Genomic DNA, 20,388 nt, shown 5'->3' with positions numbered 1-20,388 from the left:
CACCGAGATCAACATCGGTGGCGACGTTCGTACCAGCAGTTGCGCTGTGGAATACGACGGCGATCGGTACTCGCTCACCAAGAACGCTCCGGTCATCTCGTACGGGGAGTACTCCGACGTGGTGCTGGCCACCGCCCGTCGCTCGGTCGAGAGCGCTCCCAGCGACCAGGTCCTGGTCGCATGTCAGCGCGCCGATCTCACGCTGACGAAGACGGGCACGTGGGACACCATGGGCTTCCGCGGAACCTGCAGCCCCGGCTTCATGCTGCACGCGTCGGGCGACGCCCAGTGGGTCCTGGCCGACAGCTACGGAGACATCTCCGCACGCACGATGCTTCCCACGGCCCATGTGTTGTGGGGCGGCGCGTGGCTCGGCATCGCCGACGCTGCCGTGCGCAAGGCTCGCAAGTCCGTGCAGAAGGCCGCGCGTAAGACTCCGGGCGTCACTCCCCCGGCCGCCGCTCGTCTCGCAGAACTGCTCGTCGTGCACCAGCAGCTCACCGACACCGTGTTCCGCGCAGGCGAGAAGTTCGACTCCATCGCGGACGACGCCGAAGCTCTCGGCGCCATCGGCTTCGCGCTGCAGATCAACAACGTCAAGGTCACCGCGTCGGATCTCCTCATCGACATCGTCGGCCGCGCTCTGCTCATCTGCGGCATCGCCGGCTACCGCGAGGACAGCGAACTCCGCATGAGCCGCCACCTCCGCGATTCGCACGGCTCCGCGATCATGGTGAGCAACGAGCGGATCCTGAACCACAATGCTCAGCTGTCTCTCGTCTACAAGGGGCTGTGATCATGACCGACACACTCGACCGCAAGACCGTGTCCGACCTCGACCAGGCCCGGTCGGACTTCCGCGACCAGCTCGTCGCCGCCGGACTCCTGGTCCCCAGCTCCCTCGACGGCCTGTACGGCCGCTCGGGTGAGTTCGAGGACATCATCGACCTCATCGACGAGCGGGTCAAAGCTGCCGGCCGGGCTGCGCACGGAAACAAGCTGCAGCGCTTCCGCTTTCCGCCCGTGTTCCCCCGCGATGCGTTCGAGAAGACGGACTACATCGCGTCGTTCCCCAATCTGACCGGTGCGATCAACACCTTCTCCGGTGACAACAAGGCGCACGCGGAACTTCTCGCCGCGCGGTCCGAAGGTCAGGACTGGGATCACTGGCTCGAGTCGGCCGGCACCATGCTGGTCTCCGCCGCCTGCCACCCCGCGTACTCGATGCTGACGGGTGCGCTGCCCGCCGAGGGCACCATGCTCGACGTGTACGGATACTGCTTCCGCCACGAGCCCGCCGTGGATCCCGCTCGTATGCAGGCGTTCCGCATGCACGAGTTCGTTCAGGTCGGTACCCCCGACCAGGCCGTCGAGCACCGTGAGTCGTGGATCGACCGCGGACAGTCGGTTCTGACCGAGCTGGGTCTCGACTCCTCGCCCGTGATTGCCAACGACCCGTTCTTCGGACGCGCCGGCCGCATGCTCGCCGCGAACCAGCGCAACGAGAACCTCAAGACCGAACTCGTCGTCCGCCTCTACGGCGATCTCGACGAGGGCACCGCGGTGGTGTCGTGCAATTGCCACCGCGACCACTTCGGACACACCTTCGACATCGAGACCGCGGACGGATCCGAGGCGCACAGCGCGTGCGTCGGGTTCGGTATGGAGCGCATCGCCCTGGCGATGCTCCGCACCCACGGCCTCGATACCTCACGCTGGCCCGCCGCACTCCGAGTCTCCTGATCGGAGCCCCGAGGGCTTCCCATACCGGTTCGGACCTGAGTTGAGGGAGGTCCGAACCGACGGGGGCGAGAGCGCGTCATCAACTTTCGATGCGCGCTCTCGCTTCCGCATTCAGTGCGCGAACGTGGCCTGACGGGGCTCGGTCCCCGGCGCCCAGTGCCGTGAGCATTATTCGCCGTGTTGTTCCCGGTGCAAGGGTGAACCAGTTGTCCTGAGGTAGCCACCCGTCCAGATCCACGCACACGTACTGCGCGGCGAATCGCGTACTCACGTCGATGTAGCGCCGTCCGGACTCGTCCACTCCGGCGATCGCCGTCAGTCCCACGTCGTTCTGCCGCGGCAGCGCCGGACCGTCGACGAGATACACCCGCTCCGCGATCGGACCCGATTCGCCGTCTGCGATCGACGCGCTGATCGCATCGAACGTACGAGCACCGAATCGGTGCACATGGGTGGCATCGGTGAAGCGACCGAGCACCTCGTCCACCGTCAGAACCACACTCGCGTGTGCGTCGACAAGGATGTCGCGGCGACCCTCCGCCGCGACGACACCCACGCGCGTGTGCGCGCGGACGTCGAGGGTCAGCGTGCGTGCGGATTCACCGTCGTTGATCACCTCGAGCCGAAGCCCATCCATCCCCTCGTCCGTCACGAGCACGGTCACCGGCTGCGACGACCGTGCCAACGCCCACCAGGGCGCTTTCCGACCCCCGGACGAATCGGTGAAACCCCAGCCGGCGCCGGGCGCCGTGTCGCGATACGTCAACACCAGTGCGCCGTGACACCGCGACAGAGACCCTCGCCAGAAATCGTAGGCGGCCGTCGTCGCTTCGCACACTGCCGCGCGGCCGTAATCCAGGTACAACTCGGGATCGTCGCGGCGCACGGACGTCGGCTCCACTCCGAAGATGGTGCGCACGTAGTGGTCTCGCACGTCCTCGAAGTCCCAGGACGAGCCGCGATCGCGCGGTATCGCGGCCTTCCAGTCCGGATGGTGTCCGGCAACAGCTGCGGAACCGAACACCTCGTCGACCGCTCGGCGCTCGGGCGGCACCGCGAATGCCAGGCACTCCGCGGCGAAACCGACGGATGCGCGGCGGAGATCGGACAGCGGCTGAAGGTATCCACCCACACCGAAGTAGTGCGCAACCCCGGATCCCACATGCGTAGCGAGGGCACCGCCGTGAGGGGACGACGGAACGTAACCCGAGTCCGGGCGCTCCGTGCGGACGACGTCGGCGATGATCGAGTCCTGCAGTGGCAGAGCCGCGTCGGCCGACTCGAGTCCCAGCATCGTCGGCTGCTGATGCGTCTCGCTGCCGCCACTGAGCACGACGACGGCGGGGTGGTGCGCTGTCCGCCGTAGGAACGATCGCACTTCCTCGACCACGGACGACCTGACCTCGTCGGTGTCCGGCAGATCGACGGTAGTGATCATGACGTCCTGCCACACGAGGATTCCCGCGCGAGAACAGGCGTCGTAGAACGCCTCGTCCTCGTACACCATCGTGCCGGTGCACCGGATCATGTTCGATCCGGCGAGTATCAGGGACTCGATCGCCGCGCCCAGCGCGCCGGGGTCGTTCTGCAGTCCGCACACGTCCAGCGGCACCCAGCATGCGCCGCGACAGAAGACCTCGACGCCGTTCACTGTCAGCGCGCCCGAGTCCGCGTCGAAGGTGATCTCACGAAAACCGGTGTCGTACAGACGCACTCCGTCGACCCTCACCTCGTACAAGCGAGGTGTCCCGTGTGTGTGCGGCCACCACGGCTGCGCATCCGGCACCGGGAACGACGCGTCTACGGTTCCGTCCGCGTCGGCTGTCACGGTGTGCTCCGATCCCGCGACGGACACGGCCAAGTCCTGCCCCGGAGTTGCGGTTCCGCGTACGACGAGGACGGCGATGCCGTTCTCCTGCGTCCCGGTGACCCGCAGCCTCCGGTCAGCGGGCGCGTCGAGGTGCACCGGACGCCACGGCCCCACCGGCGCCGGCGCCCCGACGAACACAGGGGCTCTACCCAACACGGACGTGCGGATCCACCGCAGGGACTGCCTGTCGAGCATCGATGAACGCCACCGAGCACGAGGCCGACGCGGAGTGCTGACGTCGTCGAGCGCGCGGAACACGAGATCGACGCGTACAGGTCCGGCCTCCGGGCGATCGAGTTCGACGCTCACAGGGACGAACATCGACTCGCTGCGGGCTGACAGTTCGCCGTCCAGCCAGACCTCGGCCACGGTGGCGAGGCCGTCGAACGTGATCACGACGGGTCCGGCAGGAAGCATCACCGTCGAGCGGTACCACCAGTCCCGCGCGTCGAGGACCGCGTCGACCGAGGGGCCCAGCGCTGCTGCCACTGTTCCGGGAACCACCGCAACGACTGCAGCACCGGTCACGTCGGACGGTGACTCGCAGGCACCGGATTCGGTACCGACGATCTCCCATCGCGCACCGACGAAAGGATCGGTCATCGCCTCAGGCACGCACTGCGGTGGCCAGTGTGTCCGTGGCGATCTGCCACGACTGCGCCATCTCGGTCAACGCGTCCGTCACGTCCACCGCCCTACCCCGCGCTGCTCGAGCCATCTTGAACTGCACGGATTTTGCTCCGGTTGCGACGTTCAGGAATGCCGCCGCTGCGTCGCCGCTCCCCACGACACCGCGTGCCTCCAGGTAGTGCGCGAGATCGGCACCTAGTTCGGCCGTGAAACCACACTGACGCAGCGTGCCGAATGACCAGAGATGGAACTGTTCCGGCCCGGCCTGCTGAATCCACGGGATATCGGCCTGCACTCGCTCACCCAGTGCTGCAACAGGATTGCGCACAGGTCGGCGTGCGATGTGCGAGCGGACGATGTCCAGATCCACATCGGCGTGAGCGGCTCCGAGAGCGAGTCGATCCGTGTCGATTCCGATGCGCTCGACGTACGGCGGGAGCGGCACCACGGCGTCGATCGAGAGAACTTTCCGGAAGTCCTCACCCTGGACCACGTGATAGCCACTGTTGTGGAAGTACTCCATGCGCTCGGCATCGATGTCGACGACGACGGGAACTATCGTGGTCTTCGAACTACCGATGTGATAGTTGATGCCGTCGGTGTCCGGGAGGTAGTACGAATCCACCTCGACCGTGCACAACACTTCGTCACCAAGGTTCTCGACGATGTGCTCCCAGAACGGTTTCCACACGTTCATCTCGTCGATGCGAATGCCGTAGAGAGCGCGCATGTCCTCCGGCTGGAACTTGACGAAGTCCCATTGCCGCCCGTCGAAGTCGGTGCTGAGGACAACCGCCGCCGCCGGAACCGGATCCGCCTTCAACGCATGTACGACCTCGATCCACAGATCGACGTAGCAGTTGGTCTGCGACCACACACGGTCACCGCGGTGGATGGCGTGGGGGACATGGTTCACAGGGTCGGTGCCCAGCGAAGCGGACATCGACGCGGGGGTGGTGGTACCGGTCATCGGCGATCTCCTGAAGGTCGCGCTGGACTATATCGGCTCAGAAGCCCGGAATGGGAAGGTCTTGGAAGATCTGCGGCACAGGGAGCTGCTGCAACGGGTTTCGCTCGACCGTCGACGTGGCGACCGGAGGCGCCTCGTTCACCGTCGGGGCCACATCGACTGTCGACGGCGCAGGTGCGGGAGGTGTGTCGTCGAAGGTCTGCGCACGTGTCGACGTCCTGGGTGGGACATACACCGGCGCAGGCTCCTCGGCGGCGGACTCGGTCGTCGTGGCCGGTTCGGTCGTGGTGGCGACGGTGATGCGCGGAGGCTCCGACGTGGTGACGGCCGGCGTAGTCGTCGCCACGTCCGCCGCGATATCGGAGACTGCAGCGGGGGCCGGTTCGACGTCGACACCGGGTCGCACGACGGCCCAGAGCACACCGCTGGCGACGGCGAGAGCTGTGAGCAGCATTGCCGCAGCGCGAGGAATTCGCATGGACGAGGGCTTGCGGCTCTCGGTCTCCTCGTTGCGATCGCTCGCCGACTCCCCGTCGGTCTCCACGACCGACGTGTGCGGGGTAGGCGAGTCGTCCACCGCGACGAAAGGACGCGTCGGAGAGTCGTAGGGGCTGGTGACCGACAGCAGCGACTCGGGAGGAGCGACAGGGATGTCGTCGGTGACGATCGTGGTCATGGCCTCGGTCGTCGCGGCGTCCGACGAGCTGCCGGGGTCCTCCGAGGTATCGGGGTCGGACACGTCGAGTGCGTCTCCGAGTTGGGCCGATACCACGTAATCAGGGAGATCGTCAGGGGTGAACGGAGTACCGGCGATGAGCCCGGCACCCTTGGCGACCACTGCTTCCGGCTCGTCCGGCACCACCACGGGGACGCCGAGCGATTCTTCGATCATGGCCCGCACGAGTGGCATGCGGGCGGTACCGCCGACAAGGATCACGACCTCGACCGCTGCGCCGCAGTCGAGGGCCGCATCCACGACGTTCCTCACGCACGCCGTCACCGTGGCGGTGGAAAGTTCCTCGAGCCGAGCGCGGCTCATGAGTTCGATCTCGCCGCCACTGGCTCGTGCCAGCACGCTGTCGGACAGCGATTCCTTGACCGACCGAGCGAACGCGAACATCTCCCGCTCGGCGTCGTCCGTCGCGGGGCGGTCCACGATGTCGGCATCGATCATGTGATCGACGACGATCCGGTCCAGGGCACGCCCGGCAGCAGCGGTGGACCGTCGTGTCTCGGTGCGACGTCGGGCCTCACTGTCGACAATTGTCACCGACGACTTGGTAGCGCCGACATCGACAAGGGCGAATGTGCGATAGCCGTCCGCCAGCCACGCGAAGTCCACGAAAGCGAGCGCTGCGAGTGTGTCGTCGACCACTCGGACGCCGTTCACGTCGCCCGCCAAGGAGGACGTGAGGGCCGGGACGCGATGGTCGGGAGACGCCACTGTGACGGCGGCGGGCGTTCCGGGCTCGGCCGGGAGTGAGTAGACGCTGTCGACGACGTCTCGGTCGCTCGGTCGATCGTAGGTGTGGACCACCTTCATCTCGAAGGAGACGACACCGGCGGAAATGGCTTCGGAATCAGTGCGCACCAGGCGGAGTGACGTCGAGCCGACGCTGATACCGAACACGGCAGTCATCGCGGATGCGCCTTTCCTCTCCAGGGTCACCGGCGGCTCCCGTATCTCGCGACCATACCAATGCACGGCCCGAACGACTACCGACAGCAGTCGGTCACAGCGGGAACCGTCGGTGATCGGGCCATCGGACTCGGTTCGATGAAATAAATATCAACATTCGGTATGTTTGACGGTGAGTAAGATACCGACCGAAGGCTCTACCGAAGGAACAGGGGCATACCGATGACTCGACACGCGTACAGCGAGCGTGGTCTCGCGTCCGACGTTGCAGCTCGCCACGAGGTCGAGAATGCGACGGGTAGGACGTCGGTAGCGACCCGCCCCCTGGTGACATCGGGCCGCCCGATCACGGCGGAAACGTGGTTCGGTCCACGAGAGAGCTCCCTCTTCGGAAGCCTGCACATCCCCGCCTCACGGACCGCACGTGGAGCCGTCGTCATCTGCTCACCGCTCGCGCGCGAACACATCCCGACGTATCGCGGCCTCCGACAGCTCGCCCACCTTCTCGCGGATTCCGGATTTCTCGTCCTCCGTTTCGACTACCGAGGCCAGGGTGACTCCGTCGGCCTGCAGTCCGATCCGGAGGCGATGGACGGCTGGCTCCAGAGCGTCCGCGAAGCAGTGGAGTACGTACGCGCCTCCGCGAACGTCCCGGTCTCGCTGATCGGGGTACGTGCCGGGGCCATGCTCGCCGCCGAGGTCGCGCACGATCTCGGCCCCCTGGAATCGGTCGTTCTGCTGGACCCTGTCGTGTCGGGCAGACGGTACGTCCGAGAGCAGACGGCCCAGTACAGCGTCATGGTCGGCGAAGACGACGGAACGGACGGGTTGGTGTCGTTCATCGGCGGTTCCTTCGCGACTGAGACGGTCGACCGTCTCTCCGCGATGACCCTGGACAGCAACACCCTGACATCGGTATCCGAGCGCAGACTCGCCGTGGTGCGGACCAACGATGCCGACTCCCGGGTCATGAAGGGGATGCTCGCAGCCACCGACGCAGAGCTCCGCCTGTCGGCCCGTCTCGAATCGTTCGTCAATCCGCCCAGCTTCGTGTTCTCCGTTCCCACCGCCGTCCTGACGGACGTCGCGACATGGGTGACCGCAGGTGCGGGACGTGAATTCTCTCCGGTGGACGCGGAGATCCGCACCACTGCCACCGTCGGCCTCGCAGCGGACGGCGCGCGAGTCGTCGAGACCATCGGCTACCGCGGCCCGGATCGACTGCTCTCCTTCACCGCACTCGCCGAGGGCAAGTCGTCCCGAGACGGTCTCGTCGTCCTGCACCAGACCGCCGCCGAACATCGCATCGGACCGGCGCGACTCTGGGTAGAGGGCGGCAGACTGCTCGCCTCGCGTGGAGTGGGCGCACTGCGATACGACCGCCGTGGCACCGGAGACAGCGGTGAGGTGGCTCACGACGAGTCCACCGCACCTACATCGGCAGTCGCCCGCGACGATGTCCTGCATCTCGTCCGGAGCACCGATGCTCCGGCATCGCGAACGGTGCACGCCGGAATTTGTTCGGGATCGTGGCACTCCGCTTACGCTGCTCGCGAGAACGGCGCCGCGGCGGTGGTGATGATGAACATGGCCAAATGGTCGTTCCGCAACAGCCGGGTGCCCATCAAGGCAGCACACGTCGACGCCATGGAATCCCGAGTGGCAACCATGGCGTTCCGAGCAGCCCGCGTCGTCCGTAATGCAGGGCTGACGGTGCGCGACTCCCTGCCGGACCGCGGGTGGCGGGCGCTCGGGGCTGTCGGCCTGGTCGGCGCACCCGAAGTCGTGCTGGGTCCGCTCAATGCCCGAGGCGCACGGACGGTGACGCTCCTGTCTCCCGAAGATCACGCTCTGTTCACCACCAGCCGCGGAAATTCGGCACTGACCCGTCTGCGGGCGCGCGGGCTCGATCCCGAGGTGACGTCGTTCGATCGCGGTGACCATTCGCTCTATCACCGTGGACTCCGCGAGACGATGTTCACGCACCTGCTGTCCGTGGTGGCCGAAACCTTCGGCAGCTCTCCCACTCCGCCTGCATCCACGGTTCCGCTGGGCGCCGAGAAACTCTGATATGACGCGCTTGTCCTCCCTTCGTTCCCACTCCGTCCGCCGCAGGGTTCCACTGGCGCTTCTCGTCGTCACCGGCCTGCTCAGCGCGTGCACGTCCGAGGTTGCCGCTGCCCCGGAACCACCGGCGCAGCAAGCACTTCCAACCCTCGATCAAGCCGATGCCTCACAGCGTGGGACGTTGATCTCCTCGGAACCGTTCGAGGATGTCGATCCCTCCATCGTCGACGTGGGGGCTACGGCCACACGCATCGTCTACTGGTCGACGTCGGGCTTGGACGGACAGGCGACAGCCGTCTCCGGCGTGGTCTTCACACCGAACGCGCCGGTTCCCGGTGGAACACGACCGGTCGTGACGTTCGGACACGGAACCACGGGAGTCACAGCCGACTGCGCACCGTCGTCGTATCCGAACCTGCTGGGCTATGCATCCACCATCGTCCCCCTGATGAAACTGGGGTACGTCGCGGTCATGACCGACTATCAGGGCCTGGGGTATCAAGGTCCGGGCTCGTCGCCGGTACACCCGTATCTCGAACCGGATACCAGCGCGTACAACATGATCGACGCCGTGCGGGCTGCCCGCGCCGTGTCACCCGCTGCGTCCGACAAGTGGGCCGCCATGGGTGTGTCCCAGGGTGGTCAAGCCGCGTGGTCGGCGTCCGAACTCGCCGACTTCTACGCCCCCGAACTCGATTTCGTCGGTGCAGTGGCGTTGGCCCCAGCACTCGACCTCACGGAACAGGGCACACTCGCGTCGTCACGGTTCATGAGCCGCGACCAGCAGGTCGGCTTCCCGTTCCTCGTCGCTGGGCTCACTGCATCAGTGCCGGACGCGGTGACCGACGACTATCTGCATGGAACGCTCTCCCAGACACCTTCCGACTGGATTGCCTGCACCGCAGATACCGCCGCCCTGAGCCGGCGCGCGGGCAAGATCCAGAACATCAACCCGCAGGACACCGTCCCGTCGTCCCCTGAAGCGGCGGCACGGCTCGAAACGTGGCTGGACACGATCCAACTTCCTCGTCGCACATCGGCGGGTCCGATCCTCGTCGTCAACGGCGACTCCGATCAGACGGTCAAACCGCAATGGATCGCGAAGGCCATCGAGAAAGCATGTGCGATGGGTGATTCCATCGATCACATCGTCCGGCAGGGGCAGGGACACAACGACCTGGACCCCGGTGCAGAAACTGCTATCTGGTTCGAGGCACGCTTTGCCGGGCAGCCTGCTGCTGCGGACGTCTGCGCCTGATCATTTCCTGCTGCTTGTCATGGTGTAGTCGAGAGACTGCACATACGGCGTGGCCGCGACAGTCTGCGCCGACGTCACCGATTGCACTGTCAGTCCGTTTCGTTTGATGACAGCGCGAATAGTTCCGGTACCCAACGGAGCGGTGCATATGCCGAGCCCCGCAGGAACCGAGCACGTCGTGCTGCGCGTTCCGACCTGGACGGTGACTTGCGCCGGAGAGCTGACGAAGGTCGCAACTTCCACGAGATCGCGTGCGGGACTGCTTCCCTGACGCAGGGTCATCAAGCGGCTTTCCGGAAACGACGGACGAGCCGCCGCTGTCTGGGTTCGATGCGAGATGAACAGGCCGATCCGCTTGATTGCCGGCCACGACCCGTACTTGTACCTGACCAGGTAGTACGCACTCACGTCGAGAGGGCCCCATGCGTGGCGCACCGACGGCGCGAACGTCGCACCCTCGCTGTAGTCGTTCCACGTGGTCAGTTGGATCCACTCGCTGTTGGTCGATATCGCGATGTCCCATGTGTTGCGCAGATTCGTGGTGTTCTGCGCCTCGTCGTAGATACTCTGGTTCGGCCTGCTGTCCTGGAACGACACCGGCTGCATCCAGATCTTCCCCAAGGAGTGGACCCGATTCGCGATGGCCACCGGGGAGTAGGGATTCGTGTTCGTGGTCGGATTGAACGCGGGGTTTCGACCACCCCAGTTGGACATTCCGTAGCTGATCGATGCGAACGCATCGATGTTGGACGGGGCATCGAGGAACGTGGGGACGAATGCCACCGTGATGCCGTAGCGGTTCTTCATGGACGTCATGAAGCTCGACCACCACGACGCCGGTTTGCGTTCCGCGTAGAACGGCGACACGACCAGGCGTCCATCCGCCAGTCTGTAGGTCCCCGGCAGTTTCGCGTATTGCTGAAGCTCGTCGGCCATACCGTCGGGGGTCAGTCCGCCCAGTTCGCCGTTCATATCCGGCATCAACACGACGGAGAACGCTCCACGGGTCTCCCCCGCGACGTCGATGAGCTGACGGGCAACAGGAGCTATGGGGTTGGAGCTGCTGGACCGCGTCAGAATGTCGACGGTGAAGCCGTCGATTCCCCTGCTGCGGGCGTCAGCGACCTCCTGGCGGAGATCCTGGATCTTCCAGTCGGTTCCGGCACGCGGTGCGCGAGGAATCGGCCGGTCACGAAGGAAACCGCCGTAGGCTGCGTGCTTGCCATTCTCCCCATTGGGGTCGAGGTACTGAGTCGCGTAATAGTCCGACGCCGGCGTGACATTGTCCAGCGACACCGGGTATGGCGGAAAATAGTGAGCGAAGACTTTCTTCGCACTCGGCGTCGTCGGAATGTCGACGGGAATGCCCGGAGAAGCGTACGCCGTGTTCACGATATCGTCGGCAGTTACCACCAACCGACCGGTGGCCGGGTTCAACACAGCCGTGACCAGGAACGCGGCAGTCGCCGTCAGAGTTGCCGCGCGCAACCACCGGCTGATCGACGGCCTCGACCGGCGCGGTCCGACATTCCGGTCGGTTCGGTCACGCATGACGTGCGCTCGGATCGACTACGGGGAGAATAGGTCGCATGAAACGCAATTTAGCGTGCCGCGGCTCACATTTTTACGAACACGCTCACATTCGAAACAAACGCCGATTCTTTTTTGACGACGTTTTACGGGTCGATCACACAGTATTCAGCGCCTACTACTGACAGCCACGTAGTCGAGCGACTGAACGACCGGCGAAGTATCGACCAGGAACGGCGAATCCACACGCGCAACGGCATTTCCGTCTCGGGCGACGTCCACCGAAACGGCACCGGGCGCCAGGGGTGCGGTGCACACACCTACTCCCGCCGGGACCATGCATTCCGTCTCACCCGCGGACGTCCGGATCGTGGCAGTCGCCGCCGAGGTGGAGAACACGAGCGCTTCGACGTTGTCGGATGCGGGCGTGCTGCCCGGCCGGAGAGTCATCGGAGACGCCTCGGCGATCTGCGTCGTCGCAGTCACCGATTGCGTTCGATGAGTGAGATAGACGGTATCTCGCACGATCGCCGGCGGTGCATCGTTCTTGAACCACCACAACCAGTACTCGGAGATGTCCAGGAACGACCATCCGTGGCGGACGCTGGGGGCGAAGGACGTTCCCTCGCTGTAGTCGTTCCACGTGACCAGCTGAACCCACTCGCTGTCGCTTCCCATGGCGTTCTGCCATGTCAACCGCAGATTTTCGGTGTTGGACGATTCGTCGTAGATCGACTGGCTCGGGCGGACGTCCTGCACCGAGACCGGTGCCATCCAGATCTTGCCCAGCCGATGGGCCTCCGCTGCCTGCCCGACTGCAGATTCGGGGCCGGTGTCGGTCGTCGGATTGAAAGCGGGATTTCGAGCCCCCCAGGACGACATTCCGTACGACACGGGTGCGTACGGTTCGAGATCCGTGGTCGAGTCCACGAACACGGGCACGAGCGCCACGGTCTGGCCGTGACGGGTTTTCATCGCGTCGGTGAACTGGCTCCACCACTCGGGAGTCTTGACCTCCCCCCGGAACGGACTGACGACGATTCTGCCGTCGTCCAGGCGGAAAGCCGACGGGTACAGCGCGAGCGCCGCCATCTCGTCCGCCAACTGTTCCGGGGACAGCGACGCCAAGGTTCCGGACATGTCCGGCATCAACATGATCGAGAAGGTGGGGTCCACCTCGCTCGCCGCGGTGAGGAGAGCTGCGGGTCGAGAGGCCACCGAGAAGTTGCCGGTCTCCATCGGCGCCAGGACGTCCACGGAGAAACCGTCGATTCCTGCCGATATCGCCTGTCGAACTTCGTCCTGCAGGTCTCTCGCTACCCAGTCGCTCTCCGGCCGTGGCGATCGAGGAAGAGGACGGTCACGCAGGAACCCGCCTACGTCACTGTATTGCCCGTTCTCCCCGGCCGGATCCAGATAGTGGGTCGCGTAGTAGTCCACCGACGGATCCTCGTTGTCGAGAGACACCGGGTAGGGCGGAAAGTAATGGGCGAATACCTTTTTGGGCGTTGTGCCCGTCTGCACCGGTGCGGGAACGTCGAACGGAAGCGCCGCCTCGGTTGTCGTGTCAGGTTCTCCCACGACGTTCGCACCGTCCAAGCCTGCCGGCCCGTTCACCGTCGACTCCGACGAACACGACGCGACGAATGCAACCATCAGACACACGAGCACCACCATGGTGCGCACCGGAAGAGATCCGGTGGACGAACGTCGTATCACCGTGCTCTACCGCGCACCCGCCCGGACGCGACGAAAGAAGCATCCTTCTGCGACTGTGCCGTACGCCCCGCCGGCCGCCGTGGCGGCTGGCGATGCGGAATAGCGATCGCCGTGGTGTCTGCCGCTTCGTCCGACACATCGGCCGCGTCGGAGTCCTCGTCCTCCGCAGGTGAGTCCTCGCCGACCGCGGGCGCCGGTTCCACCGTCGGTTCACTCGACGTCGATGTGCCGGACTTGGAGAGCACGACCCGGTTCTCGGCAGACGCGTCCGCCTTCTCTGCCTTCTCTACCGTGTCGCCCTCGACTGCGTCGTCGACCGACGCGGCAGGCTTGCCCTCGTCGACCGACTTGTCGGCAACACGGACGGGTGCGGACAGCGTCGCGCGCGGGAAAGGACGAGCCGGAACGTGGCGACGAACCGGTGCGGCCGGTGCCCAGCCACCGTCGGAGTCGCTCGCCGTGACGACGGGGAACGGATCCGTGTCCAGCTCTCCCGAGAGGTCGACGTCGTACTGCCGTCCGTGATCGTCCTGTCGATAGTCGCTGGTGCGGAAGCTGTCGCGTCGCTGGCCGTCGTCTCCGAAGTCGGTTCTGCGACGGGTGTCGGGCCTGGCGTCGGCGTCGCTGTCCCGATACGAGCTGCCGCGATCCACGGCGGCGTCCACCGACGGAGCAGCTGTGTACAGATCGCGACGAGCATCGTCTCGCTCGACATTCACACGGTGATCCGACGTCGAAACAGGTGCAGGGCTGGCCGCGACCACGCGTCGGGGCCGACCTCCCGCGCGTCCGGGCCGATCGACCAGGACGGCTCCGTACAGACGCCCACCGGTGGATCGAACCGCCCGCGTCGCGGCGTCGATGTCTTGTGCCGTGGAGGCTCCTCGGCGAACCACCAGAACTGTCCCGTCCACATCGTGGGACATCACCGCGGCATCCGCGAACTCGAGTGCATCGGAGGCCGAGATCACGACATGGTCGTACGTCCGGGCGAGTTCGGCGAGGACAGTCCGCATCAGGTTGGACGCGATGTCCTCCCCTGGCGTGTGACCGGCTGTGCCGGCAGCAAGGAAGGAGAGGCGACCGTCAGCAACAGTCACCACCGCGTCCTCGACCATCAGGGCACCGGTGAGTACATCCGTGAGACCCGCGCCGGGCGACGCTCCGACGTAGTCGTGCAGAACTGGATCGCGCAGGTCGGCGTCGACGAGCACGACGGTGCGTCCCGTCTCGGTGAGAAGCAACGCCAGGTTCGCAGCAACCTCGCGCGATGCGGATCCGTCACCGATACCGGCTACGAGGAGCGATTCCTTCTGCTTGCTCGCATCGACGAACTGCACGGTGGTCCGGAGCTTCCGAGCACTCTCGGTGTAACTGTCAGTGGAGTCCTGCGGAAGAGTCAGCATCGACCGGCTGCGTGAGGAGTCTGCGGGCAGGATGCCGAGCACGGGAGCGCCGACGGACTCGGCGAGGGCCTCGGGGGTGCGCACGTGCTTGTCGAATCGACGGCGCAGCCAGACGATGCCGGCGGCCAGCGCGCCGCCGAGAACGACGCCCGCGGCGAGGTTCGTGGTGCTGCTCGGACTCGTGGGCGCAGCAGGGGCTTCTGCGGCCGTGATGACGGTGACCAGCGAGCTCGGCTGACCGCCACCGGTGGGGTTCTCGAGCTGACCGACGAACTGGGCGAAGTTGGCGGCGTAGGCATTGGCGATGTCCGCGGCGCGGCCCGGGCTGGAGTCCACCACGTCGAGCTGCAGCAACACGGTCTTCTCGACGGCAGCGGCGGTGACCTTCGATGCCAGCTCGGTAGGCGTCAACCCGAGACTCAGGTCGTCGTTGACCTTCACTGCGAGGTCGTCCCCCGAGAACAGCTGGGCGTAGGTGCCCGCGCGCTGCTGCGAGAAGAGATCGCCCTGGTAAGCGCCGGCCGAGTCACCGGCGGCGGGCGAGCCGATGAACAGCACGGTGCTCGCCGTGTAGGTCTTCGGCATCACCGTGGTGAGCATCAGGGCGAGGATCGCGCCGATGACGGCACCGACCGGGACGGCCCACACCATCGTGTCGACTCGAAGCTTCTTGATGAGGGTGCTCATCGGGTCACCGTTCCTGTCTGCGCCGGCGTGGGCGTGTCCTGGTCGTCGGGAGGTGCGACGAAGCCGAGTCGTGCTCGCTTCGTTGCCGAATGGGTGAGCGCGGTGCCGGCGATGTCGACGCCGACCGCTCGCAACTCGGATATGGATCGTGTGATCTCGGGGGTCGTCGTTCTACCCGATGCGACCACGAGAACAGTCACGTCCGCGAGCCGCGCGACCGTTCGGGCGTCGTCGAATCGTCCGAGGTCGGACGAATCCACGATGACGATGTCGTAGCTGGCCGATAGTGCGGTCAGCACCTCGGCGAATCGCGGATCCTCGAGTAGCCGCGCAGGCTCTGCCGGGTGGATGCCACTGCCGAGGTGAGCAACACCGTCGGAGGACGTCAGTGCGCGGGTCAGGTCGATCTCGCCCAGAACCACATTGCTGATGCCCCGTCCGGCGTCGCTGCTCGACCGGTGGTCGGAGCGGAAATCCGCGTCGACGGTCACGACGGAGCGACCCGCGCGGCGGTAGGCCGCCGCCAATCCGTGGACTGTCGACGTCCGTCCGATTCCTCGTCCGAGTCCCGCGACGAGAACGATTCCCGATTCCACACGCGGGGAAAGGAATTCGAGGTTGTACCGGAACTCGTCGAAGTCCGCATCGCGGGAGGCGTCGGACAGCGACGCCAGCACGGGACGACCCGAGACGACGGCGATCGTTTCCGGATCGTCCGCCGTCCGGCGTGAGCGCTCGCGCACGACCATCAGCGACAGACCGGCGAGCAGGCCTACCGTGACACCGGCGATCAGAGTCAGCGCGGTATGTGGCGACGAGGGCTCGCTCGGAACCCGGGCGCTTCCTACCTCGACCGGTTGCACGGTACTGACTTTGAGTCCGGCGGGAGTCTCGAGCCTCTCGATGTCGTCCGAGAGCTGGGCAGTTGCTGCAACCGAGATGTCACGAGCGACGGTCGGTGACGCGTCACCGGCGGTGACCTCGAGCAACACCGTGTCGGGGACGACTCGCACACCGATGTGGCTGCTGATGTCGTCCGCCGAGACAGCTCCCTGCATCCGGTCCGACACCCGCTGCGAGAAGTCCATGTCCTCGACCAGTCGCACGTAGGTCTGCGCACGCTGGCGCGTGAACTCGTCACCCTGGTACGGGCTCGAGTCCGAGTTGCCCAATGTGGTCGGCCCACCCCACCCGGGAGTGCTCAGGAACAACTGGGACGTGGATCGGTACAAGGTGTCGGACGTCAGAAGCACCGCAGATGCCACCAGCAGGCCCAACAGCACCCCGCCGACGACAGTGGTCCACCGCTTGGCAGCAGTGCGCACGAATTCTCCGGTGTCCATCAGGCGCCTTCCTGTGCGGTGATGCGGTCGAGTCCGAGATCGCGGAGATCGCCTTCGATCACTCCGGCGAGGTAGGCATTGCCGACAGCGTTGGGGTGGACGCGATCTTCGATCTGCATGGACGGGATATCGACGTCGGCGTACCAGCCGAGCGCGATCGGATCGAGTACCTGGCCGCCTACCCGGGTAGCGATGCCGGTGATGCCGTCGACGAGCGCGTCGTAGTTGTCGTATTTCTCCGGCGACATGAACGTGGGCACGATGATGACGATCCGTGCGTCCGGCCAGCCGGCCCGGACATCGTTCACGTACTGGTCGATCGCGCCGAGAAGTGTCTGGTAGTCGACCTCCAGGTCGTTCCGACCTGCATCGATCAACACCACATCTGCGTCGAACGTTGCTTTGTCGAAGTCGAGTCGTGCGGGCAGCCGGCTGGTGACGCCTTTGTACTCGGCTGCGCCGTCGTCGAGGAACCCGGTGCTGCCCTCCGCATCCACGTTGCACGCCCAGCCCATGCGCAGACACACGATGCGGGCGTACGACGCATTGTCGATACGACCGACGCCTGCCGTGTAGCTGTCTCCGACCCAGAGTGCGGAGGGCTGCGCCGGCCGTTCCACCGCGGTGGGCGGTCCATCGGTAGTGGTCGCGGCAGCGACACCAGGAGCAGTCGACGACGGCGTGCGAGCGATCAGTGCGCCGACCGTGAGCAGCACTGCAACCGCCAACACCATCACCGCGACCACGTCGGGTCGGCGGAACGTCGATCGGGTCATGTCCGCTTCCTTCCGGATCCAGTGACGAACAGGGCACATGCAATGATCACGAGCAGGTACGACATCGCTTGCAACAGTGAGCCTCTGAGCAGAATGATGGCGTAGAACGGGAGAATGCAGGCAAGCACTGTCGGCGCTCTTGCAGTACGCAGGGATATTTCGATCCGCCGATCCTGCACACCGGCGACGAGACCGAAGAGCAGCATCCCGAGTACCAGGATGGGCATGCCGCCGTTGATGTAGAGCTCGGTCCACAACGGGGCTGACAAGTTGTCCACCGGGTAGTTGCGACTCTTGGCCAACAGCACGCCGGTATCCGGCGCCTTGTCGGCCCAGATGGACCGGGGAACCCAGAAGAAGAGGACGCCCAGCGCCTGGTCCCCTCCGGTATTGCCGTGGTTCTGCACGTACAGCACGGTGTTGTTGATCTGCGCGAACGCGTCGTAGTCCGGAGAAGTCAACGACTGCAACGGGTTCGACGTCTTGAACTGCGCGGACGAGCTGTAGCGGAAGGCGTCGGCGAGGGGAAAGACCAGCACCAGCGCGGCCACTGCGAGAATAGCGACCACGCGGAATCGGGCTCGTGTCGCGAACAGTCCGAACAGAGCCGCCACGGCGAGAGCTCCGGTGCCGAAGAGATAGCGCGCATTGGAGATGGGATTGAGCGTGACGCACAGGGTCATCCCCAACACGACGATGATCGGCAGGAACGCGCGCTCCTTCACGGTCATCGTGTCGTAGTACTTGACGACTGCGATGAACGCGACGAGAAGCGACATCATCGCTCCTGCAGCGATGATGACGGCGGTCGTGGACTGGCCCAGCGAACCTTCTGCCTGCTCCGTCACGGCGCTGCGACTCTCGAGGAGCGTGCCGATGCCGATCTTGTTGATGTAGTAAGCATTCAAGGCCAGCGCGACCACTGCGAGCGCCACGGCACGCAGCGGGTCGATGGACCCGGCACCGCGCTCACCAGTCACGACGGCGGGCAGTCTCGGCCACACGACTCGCGCAACGAACAGTCCGACGCAGAAGAACACGAGGCCGGTGACCACGATCACGATCGCCTTGACATCGAGTGACGGGTCGAGACGCGGTGTGGTGGGCGGGTTCTGCTCCAGTCGCAGCTGCGCGAGAGGCGCCAGGCCCAGGAACACGTACGTGAACATCCAGAACGACATCTCGATCAGTCGCCGATGACCCTCACCGATGATCCACGCGTAACGAACTCCGGCGATGGTGGTGACGGCGAGCGCACCCATCCAGACCGATCGGTGCGGGGTCGGCGTGAACCCGATGACGATGACGGGAACGAGAATCACCATCGAGGCGGCCACCCACACAGCCAACAACGGGGCGCCCAGTCGGCCACCCACTCGGCCGACGACGGCGGACCGCGCACGCTTCCCGCGTGTCGTCGGGGCGGTCATGAGCGCGACTCCGCGTACCCGATTGCCGGAGCAGACTGCACGCGTGCTTGTTTCGCCTCGGGCTGGGCCTCGCGCAACTGCTTGCGGTAGACCTCGACCACCAGGCTGACCGCCATGATGGTGGCGGAAAGAGCAAGGCCGATGGCAACTCCGGTCGCCGTGCGGAATACCGCGGCGGCGGTGGTGCAGATGACGATGCCGAGAACGCTCTGGACGATGCGGTAACGCAACAGCTCCGCGGAAGCACCCCGTGAACGGTAGAAGTTGTAGACGCCGGCGATCCAACAGATCGCCGCGTACTCGAGGCCCAGGAAGGGAAGTACCTGCGTTGCCTCGGCCCACGAGTCACCGAGCAGCAGACGGCCGAGCGCCGAGGGAACGAACGGCGCCAGGAACCCGATCGTGGCGGCGAGCGCCGAGGTGATCCATGCCGCGTAACTCAGCGTGCGCCAGATCTGTCGGGCGCTGTGCCCTGCACGAACGGCTTCGGGTATCACGATCAACGGCAACGAGCTGATGAGAACCGCGAAGGGCCCGAGAACCGTGACGGCGCCGCGCAGGGACGCTGCGGCGATCGTGCCGATGAAGATGGTCGAGACGGACACGATGAGGATGGCCGCGATCTGGTCGACTCCACTCTCGAAAGCGAACCGTGTGCGGTGTTGCCAGAATTCGAGCCACCAAGCGCGGAGTCCGCGGAAGGTCGGCCGGATTCCGGTCTTCCACGACAGGTGCACCAGCGCGATACCGCCTGCGAGAGACCAGAACCAGATCATCTCCGGGATGACGAGAGCGGTGGGCGACACCCAGGTGACGACAAGAACAGCTCCGGCACCGACTGCCCAGATCGCGTCGCTGACGAAGGCGGATTCGGGCTCACCGAGAGCCATGGACACGAAACGCAGGACGTCCTGCGCCAGGACGAGGGGGACAGCAGTGGCATACGCGTAGCCGACCTGCGGCTCGTCGAGAGCGATGGACACGACGAGCGCGAGAACTCCGACCACGGAGCCGAACAACACTGCACTGCCGAGACCACGTGAGCCCTCGTGCAGTATCTCTTCGCGCGAGTGACCGCTCATCAGGAGCAGAGGAGTTCCGAACGCTCCGCGCACCAGCCCTATGGCTGCCGTGACGATGGAGAAGACCAGAACTGCGGCTCCGAACGACTGAACCGACGACGGGCCGGCCATGGCGAACAGGATCACCGCGTTGCTGACGCTGGAGAGAACTTGATCGCCAGCACTGGCGATCACCCGAAACTTGAGCCCAGCCATATTGTCACCGCCCCTCGACGTGTTGGACGACAGATCATCCGAC

General features: G+C 65.4%; 14 protein-coding genes. 4 read left to right on the top strand and 10 right to left on the bottom strand.

Features of this window, described 5'->3' with window-relative positions:
- A partial coding sequence (locus RU01_RS18590) for an acyl-CoA dehydrogenase family protein (protein WP_042576081.1) occupies positions 1–796 on the top strand: 796 nt, incomplete at its 5' end.
- 2 nt (positions 797–798) lie between these two features.
- Entirely contained in the window at positions 799–1,743 is a 945-nt protein-coding gene (locus RU01_RS18585; RefSeq protein WP_042576080.1) for an amino acid--[acyl-carrier-protein] ligase, read from the top strand.
- A gap of 79 nt (positions 1,744–1,822) precedes the next feature.
- Here RU01_RS18585 and RU01_RS18580 read toward each other — a convergent pair whose 3' ends face one another.
- The 3 genes from RU01_RS18580 to RU01_RS18570 form a co-directional block, all read right to left on the bottom strand.
- Positions 1,823–4,216: a glycosyl hydrolase 2 galactose-binding domain-containing protein gene (locus RU01_RS18580; protein ID WP_042576061.1), complete on the bottom strand. Its 2,394-nt coding sequence runs from the start codon at positions 4,214–4,216 to the stop codon at positions 1,823–1,825.
- Between the two features lie 4 nt (positions 4,217–4,220).
- A complete protein-coding gene (locus RU01_RS18575) occupies positions 4,221–5,186 on the bottom strand; it encodes a DUF1839 family protein (RefSeq protein WP_042576079.1) in 966 nt (321 codons plus the stop codon).
- A 64-nt stretch (positions 5,187–5,250) separates the two neighbouring features.
- A complete protein-coding gene (locus RU01_RS18570) occupies positions 5,251–6,882 on the bottom strand; it encodes an Hsp70 family protein (RefSeq protein ID WP_156148997.1) in 1,632 nt (543 codons plus the stop codon).
- Positions 6,883–7,074: 192 nt separating this feature from the next.
- Here RU01_RS18570 and RU01_RS18565 point away from each other — a divergent pair, with 192 nt between their 5' ends.
- Together RU01_RS18565 and RU01_RS18560 are read left to right on the top strand one after the other, a co-directional pair.
- Complete coding sequence (locus RU01_RS18565; protein WP_052493370.1) at positions 7,075–8,922, top strand: serine aminopeptidase domain-containing protein; 1,848 nt, start codon at positions 7,075–7,077, stop codon at positions 8,920–8,922.
- Position 8,923: 1 nt separating this feature from the next.
- Complete coding sequence (locus tag RU01_RS18560) at positions 8,924–10,177, top strand: lipase family protein (RefSeq protein ID WP_042576059.1); 1,254 nt, start codon at positions 8,924–8,926, stop codon at positions 10,175–10,177.
- Here RU01_RS18560 and RU01_RS18555 read toward each other — a convergent pair whose 3' ends face one another.
- The 7 genes from RU01_RS18555 to RU01_RS18525 form a co-directional block, all read right to left on the bottom strand.
- On the bottom strand, positions 10,178–11,569 hold the full coding sequence (locus RU01_RS18555; RefSeq protein ID WP_197074820.1) for a glycoside hydrolase family 71 protein: 1,392 nt from the start codon (positions 11,567–11,569) through the stop codon (positions 10,178–10,180).
- A gap of 306 nt (positions 11,570–11,875) precedes the next feature.
- On the bottom strand, positions 11,876–13,288 hold the full coding sequence (locus RU01_RS18550) for a glycoside hydrolase family 71 protein (protein WP_197074819.1): 1,413 nt from the start codon (positions 13,286–13,288) through the stop codon (positions 11,876–11,878).
- 134 nt (positions 13,289–13,422) lie between these two features.
- Complete coding sequence (locus RU01_RS18545) at positions 13,423–15,519, bottom strand: hypothetical protein (protein ID WP_042576057.1); 2,097 nt, start codon at positions 15,517–15,519, stop codon at positions 13,423–13,425.
- The gene (locus RU01_RS18540) at positions 15,516–16,862 is read right to left on the bottom strand and encodes a polysaccharide biosynthesis tyrosine autokinase (RefSeq protein ID WP_042576056.1); all 1,347 of its coding nucleotides are present in this window, start codon (positions 16,860–16,862) and stop codon (positions 15,516–15,518) included. The genes RU01_RS18545 and RU01_RS18540 overlap by 4 nt, the downstream gene beginning before the upstream one ends.
- Entirely contained in the window at positions 16,862–17,638 is a 777-nt protein-coding gene (locus RU01_RS18535; RefSeq protein WP_042576055.1) for an SGNH/GDSL hydrolase family protein, read from the bottom strand. The genes RU01_RS18540 and RU01_RS18535 overlap by 1 nt, the downstream gene beginning before the upstream one ends.
- The gene (locus RU01_RS18530; RefSeq protein ID WP_042576054.1) at positions 17,635–19,068 is read right to left on the bottom strand and encodes a hypothetical protein; all 1,434 of its coding nucleotides are present in this window, start codon (positions 19,066–19,068) and stop codon (positions 17,635–17,637) included. The genes RU01_RS18535 and RU01_RS18530 overlap by 4 nt, the downstream gene beginning before the upstream one ends.
- Positions 19,065–20,324: a hypothetical protein gene (locus RU01_RS18525; protein WP_042576053.1), complete on the bottom strand. Its 1,260-nt coding sequence runs from the start codon at positions 20,322–20,324 to the stop codon at positions 19,065–19,067. Before RU01_RS18525 ends, RU01_RS18530 begins: the two co-directional genes overlap by 4 nt.
- Between the last annotated feature and the right edge of the window lie 64 nt (positions 20,325–20,388).

The sequence above is a fragment of the Rhodococcus sp. MEB064 genome (genome assembly GCF_000834565.1).
In the GTDB taxonomy this organism is placed as follows: Bacteria; Actinomycetota; Actinomycetes; order Mycobacteriales; family Mycobacteriaceae; genus Rhodococcoides.
The sequence above is the reverse complement of the archived record's forward strand: the minus strand, read 5'-3'. Positions and strand labels throughout refer to the sequence as shown.

What these genes read in the sequence shown, in the direction of transcription:
- RU01_RS18535 (WP_042576055.1), bottom strand. Translation starts at nt 17,638, where the DNA reads ATGACCCGATCGACGTTCCGCCGACCCGACGTGGTCGCGGTGATGGTG.
- RU01_RS18575 (WP_042576079.1), bottom strand. Translation starts at nt 5,186, where the DNA reads ATGTCCGCTTCGCTGGGCACCGACCCTGTGAACCATGTCCCCCACGCC.
- RU01_RS18560 (WP_042576059.1), top strand. Translation starts at nt 8,924, where the DNA reads ATGACGCGCTTGTCCTCCCTTCGTTCCCACTCCGTCCGCCGCAGGGTT.
- RU01_RS18585 (WP_042576080.1), top strand. Translation starts at nt 799, where the DNA reads ATGACCGACACACTCGACCGCAAGACCGTGTCCGACCTCGACCAGGCC.
- RU01_RS18580 (WP_042576061.1), bottom strand. Translation starts at nt 4,216, where the DNA reads ATGACCGATCCTTTCGTCGGTGCGCGATGGGAGATCGTCGGTACCGAA.
- RU01_RS18540 (WP_042576056.1), bottom strand. Translation starts at nt 16,862, where the DNA reads ATGGACACCGGAGAATTCGTGCGCACTGCTGCCAAGCGGTGGACCACT.
- RU01_RS18530 (WP_042576054.1), bottom strand. Translation starts at nt 19,068, where the DNA reads ATGACCGCCCCGACGACACGCGGGAAGCGTGCGCGGTCCGCCGTCGTC.
- RU01_RS18545 (WP_042576057.1), bottom strand. Translation starts at nt 15,519, where the DNA reads ATGAGCACCCTCATCAAGAAGCTTCGAGTCGACACGATGGTGTGGGCC.
- RU01_RS18565 (WP_052493370.1), top strand. Translation starts at nt 7,075, where the DNA reads ATGACTCGACACGCGTACAGCGAGCGTGGTCTCGCGTCCGACGTTGCA.